The organism is Vibrio sp. HB236076, from assembly GCF_040957575.1.
Lineage (GTDB): Bacteria > Pseudomonadota > Gammaproteobacteria > Enterobacterales > Vibrionaceae > Vibrio.
Map to the genome: position 1 here is coordinate 1,717,356 of NZ_CP162601.1, position 25,311 is coordinate 1,742,666.

General features: G+C 48.1%; 19 protein-coding genes and 4 tRNA genes. 8 read left to right on the top strand and 15 right to left on the bottom strand.

What is annotated here, in order from left to right; all coding sequences use genetic code 11:
* Positions 1 to 67: 67 nt before the first annotated feature.
* From AB0763_RS07535 to AB0763_RS07550, 4 genes are all read right to left on the bottom strand, one after another.
* Positions 68 to 1,309 carry a CinA family nicotinamide mononucleotide deamidase-related protein gene (locus AB0763_RS07535; RefSeq protein ID WP_306100142.1) on the bottom strand — a complete coding sequence of 414 codons (1,242 nt, stop codon included), beginning with the start codon at positions 1,307 to 1,309 and terminating at the stop codon, positions 68 to 70.
* Between the two features lie 159 nt (positions 1,310 to 1,468).
* Positions 1,469 to 2,602 (bottom strand): carboxynorspermidine decarboxylase, encoded by a 1,134-nt coding sequence (gene nspC, locus AB0763_RS07540; RefSeq protein WP_306100509.1) that lies wholly within the window; start codon positions 2,600 to 2,602, stop codon positions 1,469 to 1,471.
* Positions 2,603 to 2,648: 46 nt separating this feature from the next.
* Positions 2,649 to 3,893: a carboxynorspermidine synthase gene (locus tag AB0763_RS07545; protein WP_306100143.1), complete on the bottom strand. Its 1,245-nt coding sequence runs from the start codon at positions 3,891 to 3,893 to the stop codon at positions 2,649 to 2,651.
* A gap of 75 nt (positions 3,894 to 3,968) precedes the next feature.
* A complete protein-coding gene (locus AB0763_RS07550) occupies positions 3,969 to 6,842 on the bottom strand; it encodes a pyridoxal phosphate-dependent class III aminotransferase (RefSeq protein WP_306100144.1) in 2,874 nt (957 codons plus the stop codon).
* Positions 6,843 to 7,465: 623 nt separating this feature from the next.
* Here AB0763_RS07550 and AB0763_RS07555 point away from each other — a divergent pair.
* On the top strand, positions 7,466 to 7,858 hold the full coding sequence (locus AB0763_RS07555; RefSeq protein WP_306100145.1) for a LexA family transcriptional regulator: 393 nt from the start codon (positions 7,466 to 7,468) through the stop codon (positions 7,856 to 7,858).
* Between the two features lie 2 nt (positions 7,859 to 7,860).
* Positions 7,861 to 9,117: a Y-family DNA polymerase gene (locus tag AB0763_RS07560; protein ID WP_306100146.1), complete on the top strand. Its 1,257-nt coding sequence runs from the start codon at positions 7,861 to 7,863 to the stop codon at positions 9,115 to 9,117.
* 251 nt (positions 9,118 to 9,368) lie between these two features.
* Here the strand turns inward: AB0763_RS07560 and AB0763_RS07565 are convergent.
* The 7 genes from AB0763_RS07565 to uvrY form a co-directional block, all read right to left on the bottom strand.
* Positions 9,369 to 9,444, bottom strand: a tRNA-Gly gene (locus tag AB0763_RS07565).
* A gap of 8 nt (positions 9,445 to 9,452) precedes the next feature.
* Positions 9,453 to 9,539 (bottom strand) — tRNA-Leu (locus AB0763_RS07570).
* Between the two features lie 67 nt (positions 9,540 to 9,606).
* Positions 9,607 to 9,682: transfer RNA gene (locus tag AB0763_RS07575), tRNA-Gly, on the bottom strand.
* Positions 9,683 to 9,712: 30 nt separating this feature from the next.
* Positions 9,713 to 9,786, bottom strand: a tRNA-Cys gene (locus AB0763_RS07580).
* Positions 9,787 to 10,046: 260 nt separating this feature from the next.
* A complete protein-coding gene (pgsA, locus tag AB0763_RS07585; protein WP_306100147.1) occupies positions 10,047 to 10,604 on the bottom strand; it encodes a CDP-diacylglycerol--glycerol-3-phosphate 3-phosphatidyltransferase in 558 nt (185 codons plus the stop codon).
* A 43-nt stretch (positions 10,605 to 10,647) separates the two neighbouring features.
* Complete coding sequence (gene uvrC / locus AB0763_RS07590; protein ID WP_306100148.1) at positions 10,648 to 12,474, bottom strand: excinuclease ABC subunit UvrC; 1,827 nt, start codon at positions 12,472 to 12,474, stop codon at positions 10,648 to 10,650.
* Positions 12,475 to 12,516: 42 nt separating this feature from the next.
* A complete protein-coding gene (uvrY, locus tag AB0763_RS07595; protein WP_306100149.1) occupies positions 12,517 to 13,161 on the bottom strand; it encodes a UvrY/SirA/GacA family response regulator transcription factor in 645 nt (214 codons plus the stop codon).
* A 335-nt stretch (positions 13,162 to 13,496) separates the two neighbouring features.
* Between uvrY and AB0763_RS07600 the strand changes: the two genes are divergently transcribed.
* From AB0763_RS07600 to AB0763_RS07610, 3 genes are read left to right on the top strand one after another with little or no spacing between them, the layout of a single operon-like run.
* Complete coding sequence (locus AB0763_RS07600) at positions 13,497 to 13,985, top strand: DUF3015 domain-containing protein (RefSeq protein WP_306100150.1); 489 nt, start codon at positions 13,497 to 13,499, stop codon at positions 13,983 to 13,985.
* A 39-nt stretch (positions 13,986 to 14,024) separates the two neighbouring features.
* Positions 14,025 to 15,923: a DUF4105 domain-containing protein gene (locus AB0763_RS07605; protein WP_306100151.1), complete on the top strand. Its 1,899-nt coding sequence runs from the start codon at positions 14,025 to 14,027 to the stop codon at positions 15,921 to 15,923.
* Between the two features lie 33 nt (positions 15,924 to 15,956).
* The gene (locus AB0763_RS07610; RefSeq protein ID WP_306100152.1) at positions 15,957 to 18,410 is read left to right on the top strand and encodes a DNA polymerase II; all 2,454 of its coding nucleotides are present in this window, start codon (positions 15,957 to 15,959) and stop codon (positions 18,408 to 18,410) included.
* Positions 18,411 to 18,493: 83 nt separating this feature from the next.
* On the opposite strand, the gene AB0763_RS07615 is transcribed toward AB0763_RS07610, so the two are convergent.
* Positions 18,494 to 19,261: a nucleotidyltransferase domain-containing protein gene (locus AB0763_RS07615; RefSeq protein WP_306100153.1), complete on the bottom strand. Its 768-nt coding sequence runs from the start codon at positions 19,259 to 19,261 to the stop codon at positions 18,494 to 18,496.
* Between the two features lie 257 nt (positions 19,262 to 19,518).
* On the opposite strand from AB0763_RS07615, the gene yeiP reads away from it, so the two are divergent.
* On the top strand, positions 19,519 to 20,085 hold the full coding sequence (gene yeiP, locus AB0763_RS07620) for an elongation factor P-like protein YeiP (RefSeq protein ID WP_306100154.1): 567 nt from the start codon (positions 19,519 to 19,521) through the stop codon (positions 20,083 to 20,085).
* Positions 20,086 to 20,089: 4 nt separating this feature from the next.
* Entirely contained in the window at positions 20,090 to 20,410 is a 321-nt protein-coding gene (locus tag AB0763_RS07625; RefSeq protein ID WP_306100155.1) for an HI1450 family dsDNA-mimic protein, read from the top strand.
* Between the two features lie 160 nt (positions 20,411 to 20,570).
* Here AB0763_RS07625 and rluB read toward each other — a convergent pair whose 3' ends face one another.
* The 3 genes from rluB to AB0763_RS07640 form a co-directional block, all read right to left on the bottom strand.
* Positions 20,571 to 21,569 carry a 23S rRNA pseudouridine(2605) synthase RluB gene (gene rluB, locus AB0763_RS07630; RefSeq protein ID WP_306100156.1) on the bottom strand — a complete coding sequence of 333 codons (999 nt, stop codon included), beginning with the start codon at positions 21,567 to 21,569 and terminating at the stop codon, positions 20,571 to 20,573.
* Positions 21,570 to 21,681: 112 nt separating this feature from the next.
* Positions 21,682 to 22,302, bottom strand: a complete 621-nt coding sequence (locus AB0763_RS07635) for an L-threonylcarbamoyladenylate synthase (RefSeq protein WP_306100157.1) — start codon at positions 22,300 to 22,302, stop codon at positions 21,682 to 21,684.
* Positions 22,303 to 22,522: 220 nt separating this feature from the next.
* Positions 22,523 to 23,374 carry a PHP domain-containing protein gene (locus AB0763_RS07640; RefSeq protein WP_306100158.1) on the bottom strand — a complete coding sequence of 284 codons (852 nt, stop codon included), beginning with the start codon at positions 23,372 to 23,374 and terminating at the stop codon, positions 22,523 to 22,525.
* 370 nt (positions 23,375 to 23,744) lie between these two features.
* On the opposite strand from AB0763_RS07640, the gene AB0763_RS07645 reads away from it, so the two are divergent.
* Positions 23,745 to 25,304, top strand: a complete 1,560-nt coding sequence (locus AB0763_RS07645; RefSeq protein WP_306100159.1) for an anthranilate synthase component 1 — start codon at positions 23,745 to 23,747, stop codon at positions 25,302 to 25,304.
* Positions 25,305 to 25,311: the final 7 nt, after the last annotated feature.

A 25,311-nucleotide genomic window follows, 5' to 3' on the forward strand; every position in this document is an offset into this window, starting at 1 on the left:
TCGGGCTAGACAATAAAAAAGCCAAGTGATTCGTATCACTTGGCTTTTTGTTATCCCATCATTCGCGCTAAGAAAGCACCGTTGAGGCCGTTTTTGGCAACCACAAACTGCGCTTGGTTTCGATGAAATGGTACTGGCCAAAACGCGGCTGCGATTGTAAAAAACGCCTCAATAGATCAATCGCAATCGTGGCGATCACCTTGCGCTGCTCTTCACGACTGTAACCGACTCTCAGTTGGTACACCCCGCCCCACTCACCACTGGCGTCGGCCATGGCGACAGCACAGCAATGGTTATCATCTAGCTCCGTCGTCACTAAGGACAAATCCGTGTCACATTTTTCTCTGGTGGCTGCGGCTAACGCAAACGCCCCCGCTAAGGCGTCGTTGTCGTGTTCGAGGCTATGTGTTGGCAACAACCAAGAGTGGCGCAATTGGCCCGATGCGGTCTCATCATCGTGTAACCACGCGCTGAGATGACCAAAGGTGCTTTGCTCTGCTAGTGACAAAGTGAGTTGCTTTTCTTGCAGGTGACGACCGATTAATTGGGTCACGGACTGATCAATACTCAAAGTATAGTCTTTAACGATGTTGTGAATAAGGGCCATGACTTTCGCCCTCGTCTCCAAGTCGCCTTGTGGGCCAAACAATTTTATCTCGATAAAAGGCAAAGCCGAGCGATAACCTAAAAAATACCCTTCTGGCAACTGCAGTGCACTCAGTAAATCGCCCAAGCCTGACTCACTATGACCAAAAGTATAAAAGCGACTACACGCTAGCGGTGTGTGTTGAGGAAATTGCTGCTGTAGAAAGGGAATAATCTGCGTTTTTACCATCAATTTAAACTCTTTCGGCACACCAGGGGTAAAGAACATTAATGCGCGATTGAGCAACATAGAAAAACCGCAGGCCGTACCAATCGAGTTGGGGATCATCTCTGCCCCTTGCGGCAATAACGCCTGCTTGGCATTGCTCTTTGTCACCACGCGACCTTTAGCAGCAAAGCGCTCGGTGAGGGTTTCTAACCACGAGTGATTCATTTCAAGTTCGACCTCATTGGCATTGGCGGCCGCTTGTGCAGAAAGATCATCGCTGGTCGGGCCCAGCCCACCGTTGACAAACACCACATCGTGATTGAGGCTCAACATAATCAATTCTTGCGTCAAGGCGCTTAGGCTGTCACCGATAGTACTGCGCTTGGTCAGTGTAAAACCGTGCTCGAAGCAGTATTCTCCGAGCCAAGCCGCATTAGTGTCGACAATATCACCATGCAAGACTTCTTCCCCTGTGCTCAACATCGCAATTTTCACAGAATTACCTTCGCCATTTTTGATTTTTATTGAAAACAGATTACTCGATAGCAAGCGGCATGTATATCATCGCCGTGTAAAAATCGCCACAAATCACACCCTGGATCTCGCTTTTCACATGGTAAAAAAATCAGCACCGAAGTGCTGATTGTCAATGCGTTAGCGAACAGACCATTGCGACAAGCTGCGCTTAAAGTCTTGATAATCAAACTCGTTGAGTTTATCAATGCGGCCATCTTGGCGCTGACAGTACACCGACGGCATTCTCAACCCGTTAAACCAATTGAGCTTAACCATGGTATACCCTGCGCTGTCAGCAATGTGCAGGCGCTGGCCTATGGTTAACGGCTGCTCAAAACGCGCCACACAGAACTGATCGCCGGCCAGACAAGAACAAGAGCCGATCACGTACTCGTGCTCGCCTTCATCACTGCTTTCTTTCACCGTTGCTGGCTCATTGTAAATCAAGGTATCAAGCCGGTGCGCTTCTGTCGCCGAGTCAACAATCGCGGTTTTCATCCCATTTTCAACAATGTCTACCACGCTCACAACCAGATCGGTGGTTTGGGTAATAATGGCTTCACCCGGCTCTAAGTAGAGTTGTACTTGATGCTTTTCTGCAAAGGCTTTCAGACCGTCAGCTAACTTGTCCAGCTCATAACCTGGCCAAGTAAAGAAGACGCCACCGCCCAGGCTCACCCATTCAAGTTGATCAAGGTATACGCCAAACTGCTCGGAAATCGAATCTAACAAGGCCAAGAACGCATCGGCGTCTTTGTTCTCGCAGTTCATGTGAAACATCGCCCCATCGAGCTGTTCGAACATCTCAGCACTGAGCTGATCTTTTTGTACCCCAAGGCGAGAAAAGGTTCGCGCTGGGTTGGCTAAATCCTGACCGGCGTAACTGACCCCTGGGTTGATACGCAGCCCCAAAGACGCCTTGCCTTTGACCAAGTGTTGATAAGCCTCGAATTGATGATAAGAGTTAAAAATCATCTTATTACAGATATCCGCAACTTCGAGTACGTCCGCCTCGCTATAGCCCACACTGTAAGCGTGAGTTTCACCGCCAAAGGTTTCGTGGCCCAGTTTCACTTCGTAAGGGCCGCTGCTGGTGGTGCCGTCTAAGTATGGTTTGATCAGATCAAACACGCCCCAGGTTGAAAAACACTTCAACGCCAAAACCAATTTGACGCCGGAGCGCGCTTTTAAGTCACGCGCTTTTTCTAAGTTAGCAATGAGCTTTTGCTCATCAATCATAAAATACGGTGTCGTTAGGGAAGAATTCACAATGCACTCTCTATGATAAAAGGCCGATGAAATTCATCGGCCAATCGTTTTATTTTAAGATTTGAATGTTTGGCTGTCCGACTTCAAGCTCTTGAACGTGCCAGTCAAGGCCAATACCCGGCATCGTCTCAAGGAAAGGATCGGGATCGAGCTGTTCCATGTTAAACACCCCAGCCTCTGCCCATTTACCATTAAAGAACTGCAAAGCCGCTGTAATAGCTGGTACACCCGTGGTATAGGAAATCGCTTGGTGTTCGACATCCTCGTAGGCCACTTCGTGATCAGCGTTATTGTAAATAAACACGCTGCGCTCTTGGCCATCTTTGCGACCTTGAACCCAAGTACCAATACAAGTTTTGCCTGTATATCCTGGCGCTAATGACGTCGGATCGGGTAATAATGCTTTAAGTACGTGCAACGGTTGCACTTCGCGGCCATCAGGCAATACCACAGGGTCTGGGCTAAGCAAACCGATATCGCGCATGCAATTAAAATAGTTGAGGTATTTATCACCAAAGCCCATCCAAAACTCGATGCGCTTGGCTGGAATAAACTCTTTCATTGAACGCACTTCGTCGTGCGCCATCGAGTAAACCTTGTGTTTGCCAACCAAAGGAAAATCAAATTCAAACATTCGCGAGTGGCACTCGACTTGTTTCCACTCACCATTTTCCCAATAGAAAGAGTCCCCTTGAATTTCCAACATATTGGTTTCAGGGTCGAAGTTAGTAGCAAACTTTTTGCCGTGATCACCAGCGTTAACGTCCATCACATCAATGGTATCGATGTCATCGAATAGGTGTTTCACCGCGTAAGCGGCAAAGACGCTCACCACGCCTGGATCAAAGCCCGCGCCGAGAATACCAGTGATGCCGGCCTCAGCAAACTTTTCACGATAACCCCATTGCCAATCGTACGCCTGTGGTACTTGCTGGCCTTCAGAGCACAAATCTACCGCCACAGAGGTGTCTAAATACGATACTTTGGTTTGGTAGCAGGCTTCCATGATGGCCATGTTGACCCAAGGAGGTCCAGCGTTGATCACTAAGTCTGGCTTGACCTCTTTGATAAGAGCCACCAACGCATCCACGTCGTCGGCATTGACCGCGCGTGCGGTTAAGCCTTTGCTGGTATCTTTGCGATTTTGTTTTTTTTCAATCGACTCAATGATTTTTTCACATTTGCTTACCGTACGTGAAGCAATGGTAATGTCACCGAGTACATCGTTATTTTGGGCTGCCTTGTGAGCAATCACCCATCCAACACCTCCGGCACCAATTTGCAAAACTGCCATGCGCATTTATCCTTTATTGTTGGCTTTAAAGCCTGATATTGATGGGCGCATGCCTTTGTACATGCACCCGATTACTTATGCTAGCTCGTTGGCCAGCGCTTCGATATTTGTCAGTAAGGCTTCAAAATCAGCCAACTGTAAACACGGGTTTAAAATGGTAAATTTCAAGGCACTGTGACCATCAACACAGGTCTCACCCAATACCGCAATACCGCGAACTAAGGCTTGGATACGCACTTTTTGGTTGAGGCTATCCAAGTTCAGATGCGGCGTCGCCACTCTAAATAGTACCGTGGATAAATTCGGCGGCGCCAGCAATTCAAAGCTGTTGTGCTGTTCGATCATCGCGGCAACTTGTTCTGCTTGTGCCACGAGGTGATCCAGCATATCCCCTAGCATTTGCGGTCCAACCGCTTGCATGGTCATATAGACTTTTAACGCATCGAACCGTTTCGTCGTCGCCATGGATTTGTCGACCAAATTTGGCAACTCATCGTGCTCGCGATTTAAATAATCAGCGTGGTGCAGTAAAAAGCCCAATGATGCTTTGTCGTTGACCAAGAGCGCGCCGCAGCTGATAGTTTGGAAAAACAGCTTATGGAAATCAACACTAATAGAGTGCGCACGCTCAATGCCTTGTAGTCGAGCTTTGTGTGAGCTAAAGATCAGAGCGCCGCCATAAGCTCCATCGACGTGGAACCAAAGGCCAAACTCTTTCGCCACATCGGCCATCATCGCCAAATCATCAATCGCGCCGTGATCGGTTGTCCCTGCTGTTCCGACAATCGCAAACGGGATCAAACCTTGCTCTTTTAATGAACTGAGCGTCGATGGCAAGGCTTCGCTGTCCATCGTGCCATTGTCATGAGCTTGTACCGTCACAACGGCTTTTTCACCGAGCCCCATCCAAGACGCCGCTTTCTGAACCGTAAAATGCGCTTTTTCTGAACAGACAATGCGTAACTTATCAGCGTAATCAGGCAAGCCAAGTTTTTGTACTGAGTGCTGAGACAATTGATCCACGATCCAATCGCGGGCGAGCATCAGCCCCATTTGGTTGCTTTGTGTGCCACCACTGGTAAAGATACCGTCACTTTGTGTGCTCAGTTGATATTGCTGACACAACCAGTCAACCACTTTTTGCTCAACATAAGTCGCCGCTGACGCCTGATCCCATGAGTCCATCGATTGGTTAAGCGCGGCAATCATGCTTTCTGCGGCAATCGCTGACATCATCGGCGGTGTGTGTAAATGCGCGATACAGTGCTTGTGCTGAGTGAAAATAGAATGCTTAGCCACCAGCTCTGCCGTCTCATCAATCACCGTCGTCAAGTCGCTTTGTCCTTGTAAACTCACCGCTTTAATCTGCGCTTCAAGCATCAGAGGGTCGAGACCAGAATAAGGTTTATCGACTTGATTAAACACTTGAGTCATGGCTTGCGTGGTGTGTTGCATCACTGACGCGTAGTGATCCGCTCCGCCTTTACCCACTTGAACAAAGTGTTGCTGCCATTGGTTTTGCGGATGATCAACGTACTCACCACCGGCGGCAATGATCGCTTTTTCGAACACTTCAAGGGCAAAGTCCAACTGCTCGTAGCTGATGATGACTGGTGGAAGAAAACGGATCACAGAGCCTTCTCGACCACCCTTTTCAACCATTAATCCACGCTCTAGTGCAGCGCGTTGAATCGCCAGCGTTAAGGTCCCGTCGGCTTTTGGCTCACCAAACCCATTGGTCGCACCGTTGGCTTGCTTGATTTCAACCCCGAGCATTAAGCCTTTGCCACGCACCTCAGCAATGCAGTTCACGCGCTGCGCAATGGCTTCTAGACCTTGACGTAGGTAATTACCCGCTTTTTTCGCGTGTTCCACCAGGTTGTCGCGTTCGATGATCTCTAGCGCTTTCGCACCTGATACCATCGCCAATTGGTTACCGCGAAAAGTGCCGGTGTGTTCACCAGGGCGCCACGTATCAATGTTTTTATCTAAGACCAACAACGACATCGGCAATCCACCGCCAATGGCTTTAGACAGACACAAGATATCTGGGTAAATCCCTGACGTTTCAAAGGCAAAGCGCTCACCGCTTTTGGCGACACCACATTGAATTTCGTCGAAGATCAATAAAATACCGTGCTCGTCACAAATTCGACGCAACTCTTTTAACCACAAATCAGGCGCAGGGATCACACCGCCTTCCCCTTGCACAGGCTCGACGATCATCGCGGCAGGTTTCATGATGCCCGATTCGTCGTCTTGTAATAAACGTTCAATGTAACGAATACTGGCTTTGGCACCGGCCTCACCACCTAAACCAAACGGGCAGCGTAGGTCGTATGGAAAAGGCATAAAGTGTACATCGGACATCAAGCCAGTACGGCGCGCTTTGGTCGACAAATTGCCCATCATACCCATGGTGCCGTTGGTCATACCGTGGTAAGCACCGCGAAACGCAAACATGGTATTGCGGCCAGTAGTTTGCTTCGCCAATTTAATCGCCGCTTCTACCGCGTCAGCGCCAGAAGGACCACAAAATTGAACCACCGATTTGCTGGCAAATGCCGAAGGCAAAAAGTCTTTCACCGCGCGAATAAAGTTATTCTTCACTTCGGTGGTAATGTCTAGGGTTTGGTATGGAAGGCCCGAATCCAATTGCGCTTTTAACGCCTGATTAATCTCAGGGTGGTTATAGCCCAATGCCAAGGTACCTGCGCCCGCCAAACAATCGAGAAAGATTTGTCCACGGGTGTCTTCAACCAAAACGCCAAACGCGCGACGAATTGCAATCGGTAAACGACGCGGATACGAACGCACATCGGATTCGTGTTGCTCTTGTTGAAGCAAGTGTTGATCTGGGGTCAAGTCGTATAGCCCAGTTGGCTTTGGTACTTGACAAGAAAAAGCATTGTCGAAAGCTGAGTTGTCGACGTCAAAAACGGTGGTCATATCTGAACCCCATAAAATAAAAGGTCTAGTGATACCTGAGACAGCAGGAAATCGAAACTAGAGGCATATCAATGAAAACCACGAACCTTAACTAAGGCTCACGGCAAACTTTCCATCAATTCGATGGCAACACGCGGATGTTTCTGGAATCAAGGTTCAGTAATGCTTCTGATCTGTATGACTGGGCATTTAGGCAGAATAAAGCTGATTTTTGTGTGTTTCGCTATTGATTTCAATGTTGGGTTTCCCATTAATATGCTGCGATTCTTAGTGCAACATTAGTATCCCGTCTACCAGTAAAGGGCTTTACTGGTACCTACCCTACGTAGCAGCACAATCAGCTTGAATGTCTGTTACGCGTATCCCCCAGAATGTCTCTCCGAGATTGTTGGCGAATTTATCACATTAAGAAAATAACATGCAAACAAAATTTCCCGCTTCATCTCGATTTTTCGTCATTAATCATCGGCTTTATTGATGGAAGTTATCGATATGCTTCTTTGAGCAACGCATGGAAAACAACGCCACCGATTACGTTGGTCGCAGAACGACTTTTTTTCTTGACCGAGCACCGTAATTCAACCACAATAAAACTGTATAAATAAACAGTATTGGTTATCCTTATGAAAGTGATCCCTATCTTTGCCAGTGCCGGTATTAGCGGGTTTGAAAGCCCCGCCACTGAGTATTCTCAGTTAGCACTTGATCTCGATGCCATGCTGATCAAACACCCGAGTTCGACCTTTATTGGTCAGGCCTGTGGAGATTCAATGCAAGGCGTGGGGATTTTTGATCGCGACTTTTTGATTGTTGATCGGCATGTACGACCACTGAACAACGATGTGGTGGTGGCCAACTACAACGGTGAATTTGTCTGTAAGATATTAGACACCGTCCATCGTCAGTTGCGCTCAGCCAATCAAGCGTTTGCCCCTGTCACGATCAACGAGCTCGATACGTTCAGCTTAGAAGGCGTAGTGATCCACTCAATCCGCAGCCATCGAACGCGAGACTAACTATGTTTGCACTCGTCGATGCCAACGCGTTTTACTGCAGCGCCGAGCAAGTATTTCGTCCTGATTTGCGCGGTCAGCCCATCGTCGTGTTATCGAACAACGATGGCTGTATTGTCGCGGCCAATCGTCAAGCTCAGGCAATGGGGATAAAAAAGTTCAAACCCTTTTTTACGATGAAAGCCCTTTGTGAGCAGCAAGGCATCCACGTGTTTTCGTCAAACTATGAGTTGTACGCGGACTTATCGTCTAAGATGATGGATGTGATTGGCCGCTTTGCACCCGATCAATACATCTATTCTATTGATGAGTCATTTTTATCTTTTCACCGCTGTGAGCACCTTATCCCAGATTTTCACACTCATGCCTTGCAATTAAGACGCGCAGTGTGGAAAGAATGCCGCCTGCCCGTTTGTGTCGGTATCGCGCCAACCCTCACCCTAGCGAAAGCGGCGAATCACGCGGCCAAAAAGCTCGCCGGCTATCAGGGTGTTTGTATCATCGACCACGTAGACGTACGCCATCACGTACTCAGCCAATTGTCGGTGTCTGACTTATGGGGAATTGGTCGTCGTTTATCGGTTCATCTGCGTCACATGGGAATTCACAATGGGTTGGATTTGGCTCAGGCCTCGATGACTAAGATGCGCAAAATCTTTGGCGTTGACATGGAGCGCACCCTTCGCGAACTCAACGGCCAAGCATGTAAAGGTTGGGATGGTGGCACAATCAATAAAAAGCAAATTTTTTCTACTCGCAGTGCCGGTCAGCGTATTACCGACCCCATATCCCTCTCTCAGGCGTTGTGTAAGCACGCGGGCATCGCTTCAAGAAAAGCCCGTGAGCAAGGCTCACTTTGTAAAACCATGTTGGTGTTTGCTTCTTCTTCTCCCTACGACGATAAACCGGTCAGCGCGAAGTCATTACACCACTTCGCCTACCCGACTGCGGATGTCACGGTGATCACTCGGGCCACAGATCATATCAGTCAGCAACTTTTTCGCGAGGGTGTGCGTTTTTATAAATTTGGCGTGGGCTTAGTAGAACTCATCGATGGCCGAAATGAGCAGCCCGACCTATTTAACCCCGCGCCGAATAACCCAAAATTAATGTCGGTGTTCGACGGGTTAAATCAACGTTATGGTCGAGATGCGATTTTTCTGGGGGCGCAAGGAATGCATTGTCACTGGGAAATGAAACGGGACTATTTAACCCCGCAATACACCACCAATTGGCAACACCTTCCCAAGATCCGCTGTTGATACCAATCTGATTCAATCTATGGACAATGATAGCGTGAGAACAAGTCAACCTCTTTACTTATCAATACAAGAATCTCAGTCGTTATTCGACCAGTGATTGACTTAACGACGTTATCGAGTTTTTAACCCGCTAGGGTGACCAGCGACTGAGTTAGATTGGTATAAATAGGTATAGATCTCTATTAAGACGCTTTTAGCATGAACTAGCGCAAATAAAAAAGCCCTGCTTGGATAAGCAGGGCTTTTTTATTTGGAGCGACACACGAGGTTCGAACTCGTGACCTCAACCTTGGCAAGGTTGCGCTCTACCAACTGAGCTAGTGTCGCATGAATGATGGTGCCCCGGGCCGGACTTGAACCGGCACAGCGCGAACGCCGAGGGATTTTAAATCCCTTGTGTCTACCAATTCCACCACCAGGGCACATCTGTAAACACCATCAAACATGATTGTTATCAATAATAACGATAGCTATCATGATGAAAAAATTTGGAGCGACACACGAGGTTCGAACTCGTGACCTCAACCTTGGCAAGGTTGCGCTCTACCAACTGAGCTAGTGTCGCAAAATTCACAAACCATTAACAATGCGTTAATGGAGGCGCGTCCCGGAGTCGAACCGAGGTCCACGGATTTGCAATCCGCTGCATAGCCACTCTGCCAACACGCCGTAGGTCATCGACCTTATGCTGGGCATTTTACGCATCTATCTGTCTGAGTCAACACGAAAAAACCTTTTTTTGTTTGTTTGGATATTAAATAGTCATTTTAAGGTTTTTTTTGCAACTTTAGTCACAAAATAATCATAGAAACGCACTATCACGATAAAAAAGAACATGAGTCTGCATTCTATAAGTCGTTTTATTAACCATCTTAATCGTGTTTTTAACTCACTAGAGTGACGCGCTACCCTATGTACTTAGATGGGGATTACATGTGCTCTTCGCTGAGCAAATCGCCTTTGGCCGCCATCAGATATTGATACATAGACCAGTAGGTCAAAGCCGTGGCGATGTACAAGGCGGCAAAGCCAAGCCAAACCATCCAATCGTCATAACGCCAAATCAATACCCACAGTGCGAACATTTGCGAGAGCGTTTTAACCTTACCAACCCAGGAAACCGCCACACTGGCACGCTTGCCAATTTCAGCCATCCATTCGCGTAATGCGGAAATAATGATCTCACGGGCAATCATGGTCACCGCGGGAATGGTCACCCAAATAGAGTGAAAATGCTCGGTGATCAAAATCAGCGCCGACGCTACTAAGACTTTATCCGCGACCGGGTCGATAAAAGCGCCGAAACGAGAGGTCTGCCCGAGCTTGCGCGCTAACATACCATCAAGCCAATCGGTAAAGCCCGCGACGAAAAAGATCATTGCCGCAGCCAATGGTGCCCACTGATAAGGGAGATAAAACGCAACAACAAAGACAGGTATTAAAAATAATCTGAGTAAGGACAGAAGGTTAGGAATATTTAAGCGCATAAATGTCATCTCTTAGCTGGGGCGCTCTTATGGTGCGTGATTTTTACGCCTGTTTCAATGCCTGATAAATATTTTCTGCTAAAGAAATACTGATCCCGGGCACTTTGGCGATTTCTTCAACAGATGCACGCCTTAATTCCTGAATCCCCCCCATATATTTGAGCAAAGATTGGCGACGTTTTGGCCCAACCCCTTCAATGCCTTCTAGGCTGCTGGTTCTTTTGGCCTTACCTCGTTTAGCGCGATGACCAGAAATGGCGTGGTTGTGGCTCTCATCGCGAATGTGCTGAATCAAATGCAGCGCCGGAGAGTCGCTCGGCAAGTGAAAGCTTTCCCCGTCCACCGTCACTAGCGTCTCTAATCCGTGTTTACGCGTCACTCCCTTAGCCACACCGAGCAACAGCGGTCTTTTCGGCCAGGCAGACCAACACGCTCGCATCACCTGATGGGCGCGATTAAGCTGGCCTTTGCCGCCATCAATAAAAATGACGTCAGGGATTTTCTCAACGTCAATGTGCTTGCCGTAGCGCTTGGTTAACACTTGCTCCATCGCAGCGTAATCATCACCGCCAGTAATGTCGGTAATGTTATAGCGGCGATATTCACTTTTCAGTGGCCCTTCTTGATTAAATACCACGCACGAAGCCATGGTGTACTCGCCCATGGTATGGGAAATATCAAAACACTCCATACGGGCAATATCGTCTTTGTCTAAGGCCGAACGCAGAGCTTTAAAGCGCTGATTGATCGTCATCTTGTGGTTGATCTTACTGGTGACAGCACTGTGAGCGTTGGTGTTGGCTAACCTTAAGTAGCGCTGTTTAATACCGCCGGCTTTGTGTGTAAAGACGATCTTGCGACTGGCATACTCACTGATGGCATTGGCAATACTTTGCGCTTGTTCGATCAATTGCGAGTCAAACAAAATCTGGTTGGGGATTTCTTTTACATCACTGTGATTGAAGTAATACTGGGTCAAAAAACTCTCAAAGACTTCCTTGGGATCGGTATTAGCAGGCAATTTGGGGAAATGACTGCGACTGCCGAGTACTTTACCTTGGCGAATCATTAGCATATGGATACAGGCCACACCACTCTCTTGGGCAAAACCGAGTACATCCATATTATCATCTTGATTGTGTGAGACGTATTGCTGCTCTTGAACTCGGCGTATCGCTTGAATTTGATCGCGCAACTTTGCAGCATCTTCAAAGCGAAGTGATTGACTGGCCGCATCCATTTTATCCACTAAGGTGTTAAGCACCTGCTGATCGCGGCCTTGTAAAAACAGACGGACAAGCTGCACCAGTTCCGCGTAATCGTCATCCGCGATCAAGGATTCGACACACGGGCCGGCGCAACGACCAATTTGATACATCAAACAAGGTCGAGAACGGTTACTGTAGACGGTATCTTCACATTGACGGACTGGAAGGATTTTTTGCAGCAAGTGTAAGGTTTCTCTTACTGCGCCAGAATCTGGATAAGGGCCGAAGTACTCGCCTTTTCTGCGTTTTGCACCGCGGTGAATCGACAATCTAGGGTGACGATGGGCGCTGATAAACACATAGGGGTAAGATTTGTCATCGCGAAGCAACACATTGTACTTAGGCAAGTATTGCTTGATGTAGTTGTGCTCTAAAATCAACGCCTCGGTTTCCGAATGCGTCACCGTGACATCAATATTGGCAATGTGAGAGACCAGCGCCTTGGTTTTTTCGCTATCAATCGTACGGCGAAAATAGCTGCTCAGGCGTTTTTTGAGGTTTTTGGCTTTACCGACGTAGATCACTTCCGCCTCGGTGTTGTACATACGGTACACACCGGGCGAAGAGGAAACGGTTGTTAGAAAGGCGTGGGAGTCAAACATCGTCTATGATCGTGCTAGCCTTGATACTATCGCCGTAAAAGACTAAAGCGCCTCAGTATCTAACATGCCATGTCGTATGGCTAAATGAGTCAACTCGACATCGCCATTGATATCCAATTTACTGAATAAACGATAGCGATAGCTGTTCACGGTTTTCGGGCTTAAGTTAAGCTGCTCTGAAATGTCAGTCACTTTTTGGCCTTTCGTGATCATCAACATAATTTGCAACTCGCGCTCAGACAAATCCTTAAAAGGGTTTTCAGAGGTATTAGAGCACTGACTCAGTGCCATTTGCTGAGCGATTTGCGGCGACAAATATCGTTGACCGCTGTTGACAATGCGAATCGCATTGACCATTTCATCAGGGCCGGCACCTTTGGTTAAATACCCGGCGGCGCCTGCTTGCATCACTTTGGTTGGAAACGGGTTCTCAGTGTGAACGGTCAACACGATGATCTTGATGTCTGGATTGAGCCTGAGAATTTTTTTGGTGGCTTCTAAACCGCCAATTCCCGGCATATTCATATCCATCAACACCACATCAGCGTGTTCTTGACGGCACCATTTCACTGCATCTTCACCGCTTTGTGCTTCCCCTGCAACACTCATTCCACGGACGTCTTCAAGAATACGTCTAATCCCTGTGCGAACCAGCTCGTGATCATCTACAAGGAAAACTTTAATCAAACTTGTATCTCCACTAAAAATTGGCTCTGCACCTACAGCCTGTGCTGTAGACTCAGTACTGCGCGTATTCTAACGCATTCGCGTCAAAAAAGCTCCCTGACTATGTGATTAAATGCGCTAGGAAGCAAGACTTTCTTATTTAAAAAAAAACTCAAACCCCAATTTAGCGACTCCAATCACATATTTGCAACTACAATCAGTAAGTTATCTAAACCTCATTATTATTCATAAAAATAATTCCCACGGACTTTGCATTTGTTTGATCTATAACTCCACCCGTGCTATGCATATATATGAGCATTAAAGCTCATTACCATAAACGAAAGGATATCATTATGAAACGCAACAGTTTGGCTTTACTCACTCTTACCGCATGTACCCTGCTTTCTACCAATGCTTTGGCTGATGATGACATCGGTTGTGGATTGGGTTCGATGGTTTTTGCTGGGCAAGAAGGCAAGGTATTTAAAGTATTGGGCGCGACCACCAACGGCACATCAGGCAACCAAACTTTTGGTATTACTTTTGGTACACTTGGTTGTGACGGCACCGGCACCATCACATCAGATCAAAAGCTCGCCATGTTCATCGATGGTAACATGGATAATCTGGCGCGTGATATCGCTGTCGGCCAAGGGGAAACCTTAGCCACACTGTCCGAAGTCTGGGGGATCCCACAAGAACAGCAACCCGAATTTAATCAGTTTGCCAAAAACAATTTTGCGACCATTTTCCACGATGAAAATACCACGTCGGATCAAGTTCTCAACCGATTAAATACCATGCTAAAACAGCAAGACTCTCTCGCGGCCTACGCAATTTAATCAATTTTAATCTCTAAGGAAAAGGTGGCTTCAACGACGATGCCACCTTTAATAATGCCAATGCCCGCAGTGTTCTTGCTCATTTTAGCGATTATTTTCTCGTTGCCTTCTACGGCCAAGCCCGTACTTAATGCCATTGATATGCGTCAGTTAGCCGAAAGCCCGTATTGGCTCAAACTCGGTCACTACCTCCCCCGTCCCTTTTTAATGGGCTGGAAAAGTACTGTCGACAGTCAAGATTTCTTTCTCGCCGACACGGGAAAAAGCGATCCTCTCGCCGAGTTAGAAGCCACCTTTAGTGCTATTTATCACCAAGACGCAGCGATTCGCCAATCAAGCCGTTGCCAATACCCGGCACGCTTTCTCTGGTTAGAGCGACAGTTGCAACCGAATCTCGATGACAGTGAAGCGGCTCAAAAAATCGTTCACTGCCACGAACTCAAACAATGGCAACGTATTTTAAACCCAGATACGATGACCTTAGTTTTCCCTACCGCCTATATGAATAACCCTTCATCGGCTTTCGGACACACGTTACTTAGAGTCAATGCGATCGATCAAACCCGTAATAAAGAATTGGTTGCCTTTGCGATTAACTTTGCAGCAGAACCAGACCCTGCTGACAATGCGGCCTTGTTCGCGGTTAAAGGTCTAATTGGCCAATACCCTGGGCAATTTGCCGTCATGCCCTATTATCGGAAAGTCAGAGAATACAACGACATTGAGTCCCGCGATATCTGGGAGTTTCCTTTGACTTTGTCCCGTCAAGAAGTCACGCGAGTATTGCGGCATTTGTGGGAGCTCAAAAGCGCGAAATTCGATTACTATTTCGTCGATGAAAACTGCTCATATCAACTGCTGTCTCTTTTACAATTAGCACGTGAAGATTTGGATTTGGTCAGCCAATTTCCCCTCTACGCCATTCCCTCTGACACGGTCACGGCGCTTGAGCAAGTAGGATTGCTCGACTCTCCTCGTTATCGCGCCTCACAAGGGACGCGTTTAATTCATCAATCTCAACAGTTTGACAGTGCTTTGTTACCTTGGGTCGAACAATTAAAAGACGGTCAATCTCTTGAAGACAGTCCTCTGAGCGATGCGCAAAAAGTGGCGGTCTACGAGTTTACCTACCAATGGTATAACTTTGAGTTTTATCAAGAGGGGTTAGCGCGTCAACAAGCGGCCAAGCACATGACCAAGTGGCTAACACAACGCGCCAAGCTCTCGCCTCCTTCCCCGTTTACGCCTGTGGCCATCCCCGATGTCTCCCCTTTACAAGGACACGGGAGTCGCCGAGTTGGCCTTGGCGTTCAGCATTCGCAGGACAACGAAACCTTCTTGTTGTTTGACTGGCGTTTGGCTTATCACGATTTATTGGATAACAGCGACGGTTTTATTCCCGGCGCTCAATTGAGCTTTCTCGACAGCCATTGGGCTTTATCTTCATCTGACACGCTATCGTTAGAGCAACTCGATCTGATGAATATTTGGTCCATTGCCACCAGTGATGACTTGTTCAATAACTTGGCGTGGCATCTGCAATTTGGTTTTGATCGACTGCCAAGCCATCGCACTCAGCGAGATGGGCGCTTACACTTAAAAGGCTCGGGTGGACAAGCAATACACTTAACTGACCACGTGGTAGGCTATGCTCTGTTTGGCGGTGAAGTTGCTCACGGCAGTGCGACGAAACACAAAGTGCGGGTTGCGCCAGGTGCGGAAATAGGCGTGTTATGGCATATGGCCAACCATCATACCGTTAGGCTGAGCAGCGAACATTTTTATGCTTTGCAAAGTACGTCACCTCATCGTCATCAGGTGTCCCTCGATTGGCATTGGACACTATCCCAACATTGGGCAATCAGAACCTCTTATCAATGGCAGCAGTGGCAAGCGGACCAACAACAATGGACAAGTAAAGCGTATTTTTATTATTGATTGTGTTAATCTTGCCACTTTTAAGCAATGATCATGGCGGAAAATCAAGTTGATGTCGGGTTTTTATTAACTCGTCAGGCTCGTGACAAAGGGCAGCGCACCGAAATCGAACTCTGGGTCTCTACCGATAATGGCCCTGTACAGCTTCTGGTTACCGATCAAGAGCCGGTGTGTTTTATTGCCACCGAGTCACTACCCAAAGCGCAATCACTGGCCATGCAGCACGGTTTAAATACTCGCTTTAATTCTCTATCGCTGAAAAATTTCCAGCATCAGGCGATGACAGCTTGTTACAACGTCACTATTTCGCAACACAAGCGGTGGCTTGAGGTGTTAGCTCAGGCCGACATCACCAGCTATGAAGACGATATACGGTTAGCGGATCGCTTTTTAATGGAGCGTTTTATTCAAGGTTCGATGGCGTTTGTCGGCCACAATTACACTTTGCCCCGCTATCGGCGCGTTCAACAAGCCAAAGTTCGCCCGGTCGAGTATCAGCCCAAGCTCACCATGGTATCACTGGACATTGAGTGTTCACAAAAAGGTATTTTGTACTCCGTGGGTCTTTATAGCGAGCTTGATAAACGGGTGATCATGGTCGGTGAACCGTCATCGAGTGCCAGGTCGACAAACTCACGTGATGATAAAAATGACGCCATCGACCACAGAGACGATAATAACCCGCCCTTGTCTGATGCTAGCTCTACCCCTATTCAATGGGTCACCAATGAAAAAGCGTTATTGATCGCCTTAACCGAGTGGTTTGATCGTTTTGATCCCGATGTCATCATCGGCTGGAATGTGATCGATTTTGATTTTCGTTTGTTATTTCAGCGCGCCCAATACCACCATCTCGCTTTTGCCATCGGCCGCGGCGGCCAAAAAGGTCACTATCGCCAATCGCAACAAAATAAAGGCTACCTCACCTTGCCAGGTCGCGTGGTGCTCGACGGTATTGATACCTTAAAAACCGCGACGTACCACTTTTCGTCTTGGTCGTTAGAAAATGTCGCTCAGCAGTTGCTCGGCGAAGGCAAAGCCATTGACGATCCTCACGATCGCATGGCACATATTAACCATATGTTTGCTCACGACAAACCGGCGTTGGCGTTTTACAACCTCAAAGACTGTCAACTGGTTGAGCGAATTTTTAAACACACACACATGCTTGAATTTGCCATTGAGCGCTCGAAATTGACCGGCGTCGAGCTTGACCGCGTCGGTGGCTCAGTGGCGGCATTTACCAATTTGTATTTACCAAGATTGCATCGCCAAGGGTATGTTGCGCCCAATTTAATGCCAGAAAATTGGCAAGCCAGCCCTGGCGGCTATGTGATGGACTCTAAACCCGGTTTGTATGATTCGGTGATCGTACTGGATTTTAAAAGCCTCTACCCGTCGATCATTCGCAGCTTTCTCATCGATCCTATGGGCTTAATCGAAGGGTTAGAACAACCGATTGGTACGGACGATCATCAATCGGTGCCCGGTTTTCGCGGCGGTCAGTTTCATCGCCAACACCACTTTTTACCTGCGCTGATCGAAACCCTGTGGTCAGCGCGAGACCGAGCGAAAAAAGCGCAAGAGTGGGCCTTTTCTCAGGCGATAAAAATCATTATGAATTCGTTTTACGGCGTGCTTGGCTCGTCGGGCTGCCGATTTTTTGATACGCGCCTTGCCTCAAGCATTACGATGCGCGGCCATGAAATCATGAAGCAAACTCGACAACTGATCGAGCAGCAAGGCTATGAGGTGATCTACGGCGACACCGATTCGACCTTTGTCTCTTTAGGTAAGCTAAGCGATCCGCAGCAAGCCGATCAGATCGGTAATGCGCTTGCGGCAAAGATCAACACTTGGTGGCAATCACACCTGAAAAGTCAATATCGGCTCGAGTCGGCGCTGGAAATTGAATACGAAACCCACTACTTAAAGTTTTTGATGCCGACCATTCGCGGTCAAGAAACCGGTTCGAAAAAACGCTATGCCGGGCTGGTGGTCAAAAACGGCAAAGAAGAGATCATCTTTAAGGGGTTAGAAAGCGCACGCACCGATTGGACTCCACTGTCTCATGAGTTTCAGGCTGAGCTGTATCAAAGGGTATTTCACGGCCAAGACCCGAGCCAATGGATCAGAGAGTTTGTTGAGCAGACCCAATCAGGCCAATGGGATCACAAACTGGTGTATCGCAAGCAGTTGCGCCGCGCGCTCAAAGAATATCAAAAGAACGTGCCACCGCAAGTCAGAGCCGCGCGTTTGGCCGATGAAAAAAACCGCCAACTCGGCCGGCCCCTGCAATATCAAAAACGCAGTTACATCGAATACTATATCACCGTCAACGGGCCTGAACCCAAAAGCTATCTCACCAGCCCGATTGACTATCAGCACTATATAGATAAGCAACTCAAACCGGTGGCCGATGCAATTTTACCCTACATCAATTTGCAGTTTGACCAATTGGCGATCCCGCAGCTCGGACTGTTTTGAAGACCTCGCTTAATGACTCCGTCGCTAAAGCCATTAACATCCCGTTAAACGCCGAGGCCAATATGGTTCAACGTAGAGACCAATCAACCAATGCGAAATTCGGTTTTTTGGTACTGCTTTCCTAACCACTGGCCAAATTGATCAATAATGGCAATCGAAGAGCGTTTGGCCACTGGCTTTTGTAAATACAGCAATATGAGTCGCTTAATCATCACCTCTTGCTCCGGGTGATAAGACAAAAAGGCCCGTGCACAATCGAGCGGCTCATCAAACCACTGCTGATCTTTGTGCATCACCAGCGAATACGCCGCTCGCAACAGCTTTTTCGCCACTTGATATTGAGTGTTGAGCAGTGAAGCGGGGTCGTTGGCTTCGGCCATTTTACGCCGATGGTGCACGAGCCACTGTTCAAGATCCATATTCCAGAATTTGGCAATTTCCCAACTCGGCTGATAGTCACCAAAGCACTCGGCCAAATCCTCACCGTATACACAGGTTGAGCAATGGCGCAGTAAAAAGCCCCAGTTGAGTACCCCTTCAAGCGAGGCGACTTGATCGAGCTGAGCAATTTTGAGCGACAAGCCATTCACTTGAGGGTGACGGCGTTGCAAGTGCCAGCGCAAGGTATTGAGTAAGGTGCTTTGCTTGGTGCCTAGCGAACGGTTGAGCACCATCACCATGTCGAGATTAGAACGCCCAGGTTTGGCGCAGCCGCGAGCGACACTGCCATAGAGGTAGAGGCTGTGTATCTGCTCGCCGAGTTCGCTTTGCAAAAACGAGATAACCATCTCCATAGCGGCCTGAAACTCAGCTTGATAAGGGGATGATGGTGAAAATTTGCTTAAATACATTAGCCTGCGTTATCAAAAGAAAAACAATAAAAGTCAGCGTACCCAGCGTGGATAAACGCCTGCGCCCTTACCGAATGCCTTGCCATACGGGGTGATAACAAGGTCATGTTCGATGATTTTACACTTGATAATCAATCGGGTGAAGGGCTGTTATCCACAGAATGGAACATTGATGAATACTTGTATAATCAATCAGTTCCTCTTTGTTGATGGAACAGGTTATAATTGCCATCTCGTTTTTATTAAAGGTGCATTTTATGCCAAAAGTCAGTGACATTAAAAAAGGCTTTGCTGTTGAATACAATGGCAAAATTTTATTAGTAAAAGATATTGAAGTGACCAAGCCAAGTGCTCGAGGTGCCTCGACCATTTATCGCTTCCGATTTACTGATCTGGCAACCGGCGGAAAAGTGGATGAGCGCTTTAAGGCCGATGAACAACTCGACACCGTTGAAATGTTCAAACGCGCCGCGAGCTTTTCTTATATCGATGGCGACGATTACATTTTCATGGACAATGAAGACTACTCTCAATACAGCTTTAAGAAAGACGACATTGAAGAGGAATTACTGTTCATCAATGAAGAGATCCAAGGGTTGCAAGTGGTGTTGATTAACGGCGAAGCGGCCGCGATTGATTTACCGGCCTCTGTCGAGCTCGTCATTGAAGAAACAGACCCGTCAATTAAAGGCGCTTCAGCTTCTGCACGAACCAAACCGGCCCGCTTTGCTACTGGTCTTGTTGTGCAAGTGCCCGAATACATTGCCACTGGCGATCGCATTATTGTTAATACCGCAGAACGCAAATACATGAGCCGAGCGTAATTTTATGAGTGAACTGATTTCTTATGACGATGTGATCGACGCCGCCTACGACATTTTTCTCGAGATGGCGCCTGATAACCTCGAACCTGCTGATGTGATTATTTTCACTGCGCAATTTGAAGAGCGCGGCGCTGCAGAACTGGTTGAAACCGGTGCAGATTGGCCACAACACGTGGGTTTTGATACCGCCGATGAGCAGTACGCTGAAGTGAGAATCGGCCTAGTTAATGAAGACAATGACGAACTCGATGATGTCTTTGCTCGCCTTCTTATCAGCCGCGACCCTGAGCAAAAATTTTGCCATATCCTTTGGAAACGCGATTAACTCTTAGACAGTTTATAACAGTGTAGGACAGTACAACACAGTTTAAGACAGTAAAATACAGTGGTATTTCCCTCGTTCCCTCGCTCCCGCGTGGGAACGAGTGGCAATGAAAGAATAAAAAAAGCCCGCACTTGGCGGGCTTTCTCAACAATAATAACGATTAACGGCGACGCGGCTTGGCTGGTCCATCATTGCGGCTGCGCTTAGCAGGTGAGTCATTACGACTGCGCTGATTCACCGGCGCCTCATTGCGAGAACGCTGCTTTTGCTTGGCGGCAGCACGGCCAGCGGCGCGGCCTTTTGGTGCGGTCACTCTTTCTTCGTGACGCTTCACGGCACGGCGGATCTTCTGACTGCGAGCACGTTCGCGCTTTCTTGACGTATTGTCTTTATTGACATCCAACATGGTCTGCTTTTCAGGGCGTAAATCCACCAGCTCACGCAAGTAATTGACCTCTTTTAACGTCAGCTCCATCCATCCGCCACGTGGCAACTTCTTATCCAAGAAAATATCGCCATAACGAACACGCTTAAGACGGCTCACTGTGCAATCTTGCGACTCCCACAAACGGCGAACTTCGCGGTTGCGGCCTTCGTTGATCGCGACATAAAACGTGTGGTTCATGCCCTCACCGCCAGCGTAAACCACGTCTTCGAAACGGGCCAAGCCATCTTCTAGCTCAACGCCATTAACCAAGTTGCGCACCTTGTCTTCATTCACTTCGCCAAACACGCGCACTAAGTATTCACGTTCAACTTGATGACTTGGGTGCATCAAACGATTAGCCAACTCGCCATCGGTGGTGAACAAAAGTAAACCGGAAGTATTAGCATCAAGACGGCCGACAGAAATCCAACGCGAACCGCGGATCTTCGGCAAACGATCGAAAACGGTACGGCGGCCTTCCGGATCGTGACGAGTACACAACTCGCCTTCAGGCTTGTAATACGCCAACACTCGGCATACCACTTCTTCCTGCGCTTTTATCGACACAATGTGACCGTCAATACGAACCACAGCATTATCGTCTTCAAGGCGCTCGCCCAACGTAGCGACCTTGCCGTTAACACTGATTCGTCCTGCTTTCACTAGTGTTTCTAATTCGCGACGAGAACCATGCCCTGCTCGCGCCAATACTTTTTGTAACTTTTCGTTCATTACTCTACCTAATTATGTCGTCTTCACAGACGTCTTGGATTTACCGTCAAAATCACGGCCGCACATTATCTCAAATAATCCCAAGCTGCGCATCATTTTTTCGCAATCAAACTCACTGGAAAGGTGTGACATCCCCTGCGCCATAGCGAGTGATTTCTACCTCGCCTTCGCTAAAGTCGATAACCGTAGTAGGTTGCTCACCGAGGTAGCCCCCATTGAGGATCACATCGACGGCGTGTTCGAGGTTATCGCGAATCACTTCTGGATCGGCTTCGGTTTGATCGTTGCCAGGTAAAATCAACGACGTCGACATCAGCGGCTCGCCCAGTGCATCCAATAAATCGAGGGCAATTTTGTTATCCGGTACACGAATACCAATCGTCTTGCGCTTAGCGTTCATCAAACGGCGCGGCACCTCTTTTGTCCCCTTAAAAATAAAGGTGTATGGGCCCGGCGTGTTGTTTTTTAACAGACGAAACGCGGTATTATCAACCCGTGCATACAACGACAATTCCGACAAATCGCGACACAACAACGTAAAATTGTGCTTATCATCCAACTTGCGGATACGACAAATGCGCTCAAGCGCTTGCTTGTTTTCTAACTGACAACCCAAAGCGTAACCGGAATCGGTAGGGTAAACGACGATGCCGCCGTTGCGAATGATCGCCACCGCTTGATTGATAAGACGCGCTTGTGGGTTTTCTGGGTGAACATAAAAAAATTGACTCATTATTCTTCCTCTTTCTTTGAGCCCGAGACTAGGACTATACGCTTTAACGTCACTTAAGTCGCAAAAAACCTTGCTGCACAACAAACCGCTCAATGGTCAGCCCTAGTCTAAGTCAATCACAACACCTTGCATCGCCAAACACACAACACAAGGCCAATCATAACGGCGAAACCTTGAAAAAGGATGACCGTTTGATGTCAAATCTCTGTCTGTGAACCTATTAATCCGCAGCGATACCTGGCAATGACCAAGAATGCCAAACCGGCGTCACCGACTCGGGAAGCGCCAACTTTTTGCCCAGCTCCATCCAGCGACTCGGGAAGTGAAAATCACTGCCTTGCGAAGCCAACAGCTCATGCTCACAGGCCAACTGCGCCAACAACTGCTTTTCATTTGGCGCTTGCTGAGGCTGCGACACCTCCATCGCCAGGCCGCCCGCCTCTTTAAAGGCGACTACCAAACGCCGCAACCACTTGGTGGTCAATTGATAACGACCAGGATGAGCGAGCACCGACACGCCACCGGCCAGATGAATCGCCTCAATTGCCTCAGCCATGCTGCACCACTGCGGCGGCACATAACCGGTATTATTGCGAGTCAAAAACTTTTTAAACACCTGCTGGTTATTCGCGGCATAACCGTGCTCGACCAACCAACGGGCAAAATGCGCCCGAGTCACGCAACTGTCGCCGGCCATGGCTTGCACTTCTGGCCACATCGAATCCCCGGTGAATTTCGCCAATCGCTCAGCAATTAACTCAGCGCGACGTTGACGGCGAACTTGTTGATCGGCAATGCGGGCATTCAACGCGGAGTGATGAGGATCAAAATTCAGCCCAACGATGTGAATGTCTTTGTTTTGCCACACCGTGGAAAACTCAATACCGGAAATCAAGGTGATCGGCAGCCGATTGGCTTCGATGTGTTGCCAGGCAGGAGCCAGGCCATCAATCGTATCATGATCGGTTAAGGCCAAAACGTCAACGTGTTGATTAACCGCGCGATCAATCAACTCTTGGGGGCTCAAACGGCCATCGGAACACTGACTGTGACTGTGAAGATCTATTTTCATGTAGACGCTATTTTATCCTTGACTTTTTACCCTCGCACTAGTTTACTAGTACACAATAACAAAGCAGACAATTTGCTTTATTTTTAAATGAAATGTTTTACTTCCCATTAGCTTAGAAGGTTCGCCCATGTTAACGCAATTTGCATTGCTTCACACTCCATTACCGCACACTGGCCCTATTTTCGGTTGGTGCTGGCGCGTGTGGCGGTTCAGTGTTTAGGGCGAATATCTCACTTCCAAGATTATCTCGCCCGCTTCTGCGGGTTTTTTATTAAATTATCTTCCAGAAGCCTCTAGAAATTTCATTCAAAATCATACACATTTAGTGCACGTGAATCATTTCTCGTCACAGACAATAAAAGGATGTCCCATGACTGAGGCAAAATCCCCCCAACAAGCGCCATTGTATCGCCTAACCCAAGCGATACCTTATCAACAAGACCCTACTCATCTCTTTCACGCATTGTGTCAAGACAAACCGGATTGCTTGTTGCTCGAATCAGCTGAAATTGATTCCAAACAAAACTTAAAAAGCTTAATGATTGTCGACTCAGCGCTTCGCATTGTCTGTCACGGTCAACAAGTCACTTTTACCGCATTGAGTGACAACGGCCAAAGCGCCCTAACCGTGTTGGCAGAGCGCGCTGAACCAGCACAGGTTTTATCCCGTGATGAGCAAGGGCTAACCTTGCAATTTAGCGCCTCGAACGACGCCCTCGACGAAGACTCTCGCTTGCAACAAAGCTCGTCGTTTGACGCTCTGCGCTTGGTGCAACAGAGCTTTGATCTTAGCGAACACGATAAGCACAGCGTGTTCCTAGGGGGTTTGTTTGCCTACGATATGGTGGCCAACTTTGAACACCTTGGTCAAGTCGATGCACTCAACCAATGCCCAGACTACGTATTTTATTTGGCTGAATCTTTATTAATCGTCGACCATCAAAGCGAGAGCTGCATTTTGCAAGGCAGTGCGTTTGCCGCCCAGCACCAAGCCGCAGTGGCCGAGCGTCTCAGCGATATTTCACTGCAAGCTCAGCGCCGAGCGCACCGCGCCGTGGACGCAAAGAAAATCATTGACTTTACGGTGACCACCAACATCTCAGATCATGACTTTTGCACTATTGTCAGTGATTTAAAACAATACGTTATTCAGGGTGATATTTTCCAAGTGGTGCCGTCGCGCAGCTTTATTATGCCGTGCCCATCCCCCTTAGCCGCCTATGAAGCGCTCAAGAAAAGCAACCCAAGCCCGTATATGTTTTACATGCAAGATGAAAAATTCACCTTGTTTGGCGCGTCACCTGAAAGTGCACTCAAATACGATACTCAAAGCAACCAAATCGAAATCTACCCCATTGCCGGTACTCGCCGCCGGGGTAAGAATGCCCAAGGCGACATCGATAAAGATCTCGACAGCCGCATTGAACTCGAATTGCGCAACGATAAAAAAGAAAACGCAGAGCACATGATGCTGGTTGACCTCGCCCGTAACGACGTCGCGCGCATCGCCAAGCCCGGGAGCCGTTATGTCGCGGATTTACTCAAAGTCGATCGTTACAGCCACGTGATGCACTTGGTCTCGCGTGTGGTTGGTCAACTGCGCGATGACCTTGATGCTCTGCACGCTTATCAAGCCTGTATGAACATGGGCACGCTAACTGGAGCACCTAAAATTCGCGCTATGCAGTTGATTCGTCAAGTGGAACAAACCACCCGCGGCAGTTATGGCGGCGCGGTCGGTTATCTGACGGGTGAAGGCACCTTAGATACTTGTATCGTGATCCGGTCAGCGTACGTTGAAAATGGTATGGCTCGAGTACAAGCGGGAGCCGGTGTGGTCTACGACTCCGAACCACAATCAGAAGCGGATGAGACGCGAGGTAAAGCACAAGCGGTCATTCAAGCGATTCAAATGGCGCATCAAGGATAAGGGCTCG

Bases quoted from the DNA above. Each gene is read 5' to 3' on its own strand.
- AB0763_RS07545 (WP_306100143.1), bottom strand. From the start codon at position 3,893: ATGGCAGTTTTGCAAATTGGTGCCGGAGGTGTTGGATGGGTGATTGCT.
- AB0763_RS07550 (WP_306100144.1), bottom strand. From the start codon at position 6,842: ATGACCACCGTTTTTGACGTCGACAACTCAGCTTTCGACAATGCTTTT.
- AB0763_RS07555 (WP_306100145.1), top strand. From the start codon at position 7,466: ATGAAAGTGATCCCTATCTTTGCCAGTGCCGGTATTAGCGGGTTTGAA.
- AB0763_RS07560 (WP_306100146.1), top strand. From the start codon at position 7,861: ATGTTTGCACTCGTCGATGCCAACGCGTTTTACTGCAGCGCCGAGCAA.
- pgsA (WP_306100147.1), bottom strand. From the start codon at position 10,604: ATGCGCTTAAATATTCCTAACCTTCTGTCCTTACTCAGATTATTTTTA.
- uvrC (WP_306100148.1), bottom strand. From the start codon at position 12,474: ATGTTTGACTCCCACGCCTTTCTAACAACCGTTTCCTCTTCGCCCGGT.
- AB0763_RS07600 (WP_306100150.1), top strand. From the start codon at position 13,497: ATGAAACGCAACAGTTTGGCTTTACTCACTCTTACCGCATGTACCCTG.
- AB0763_RS07605 (WP_306100151.1), top strand. From the start codon at position 14,025: ATGCCACCTTTAATAATGCCAATGCCCGCAGTGTTCTTGCTCATTTTA.
- AB0763_RS07610 (WP_306100152.1), top strand. From the start codon at position 15,957: ATGGCGGAAAATCAAGTTGATGTCGGGTTTTTATTAACTCGTCAGGCT.
- AB0763_RS07615 (WP_306100153.1), bottom strand. From the start codon at position 19,261: ATGTATTTAAGCAAATTTTCACCATCATCCCCTTATCAAGCTGAGTTT.
- yeiP (WP_306100154.1), top strand. From the start codon at position 19,519: ATGCCAAAAGTCAGTGACATTAAAAAAGGCTTTGCTGTTGAATACAAT.
- AB0763_RS07625 (WP_306100155.1), top strand. From the start codon at position 20,090: ATGAGTGAACTGATTTCTTATGACGATGTGATCGACGCCGCCTACGAC.
- rluB (WP_306100156.1), bottom strand. From the start codon at position 21,569: ATGAACGAAAAGTTACAAAAAGTATTGGCGCGAGCAGGGCATGGTTCT.
- AB0763_RS07635 (WP_306100157.1), bottom strand. From the start codon at position 22,302: ATGAGTCAATTTTTTTATGTTCACCCAGAAAACCCACAAGCGCGTCTT.
- AB0763_RS07640 (WP_306100158.1), bottom strand. From the start codon at position 23,374: ATGAAAATAGATCTTCACAGTCACAGTCAGTGTTCCGATGGCCGTTTG.
- AB0763_RS07645 (WP_306100159.1), top strand. From the start codon at position 23,745: ATGACTGAGGCAAAATCCCCCCAACAAGCGCCATTGTATCGCCTAACC.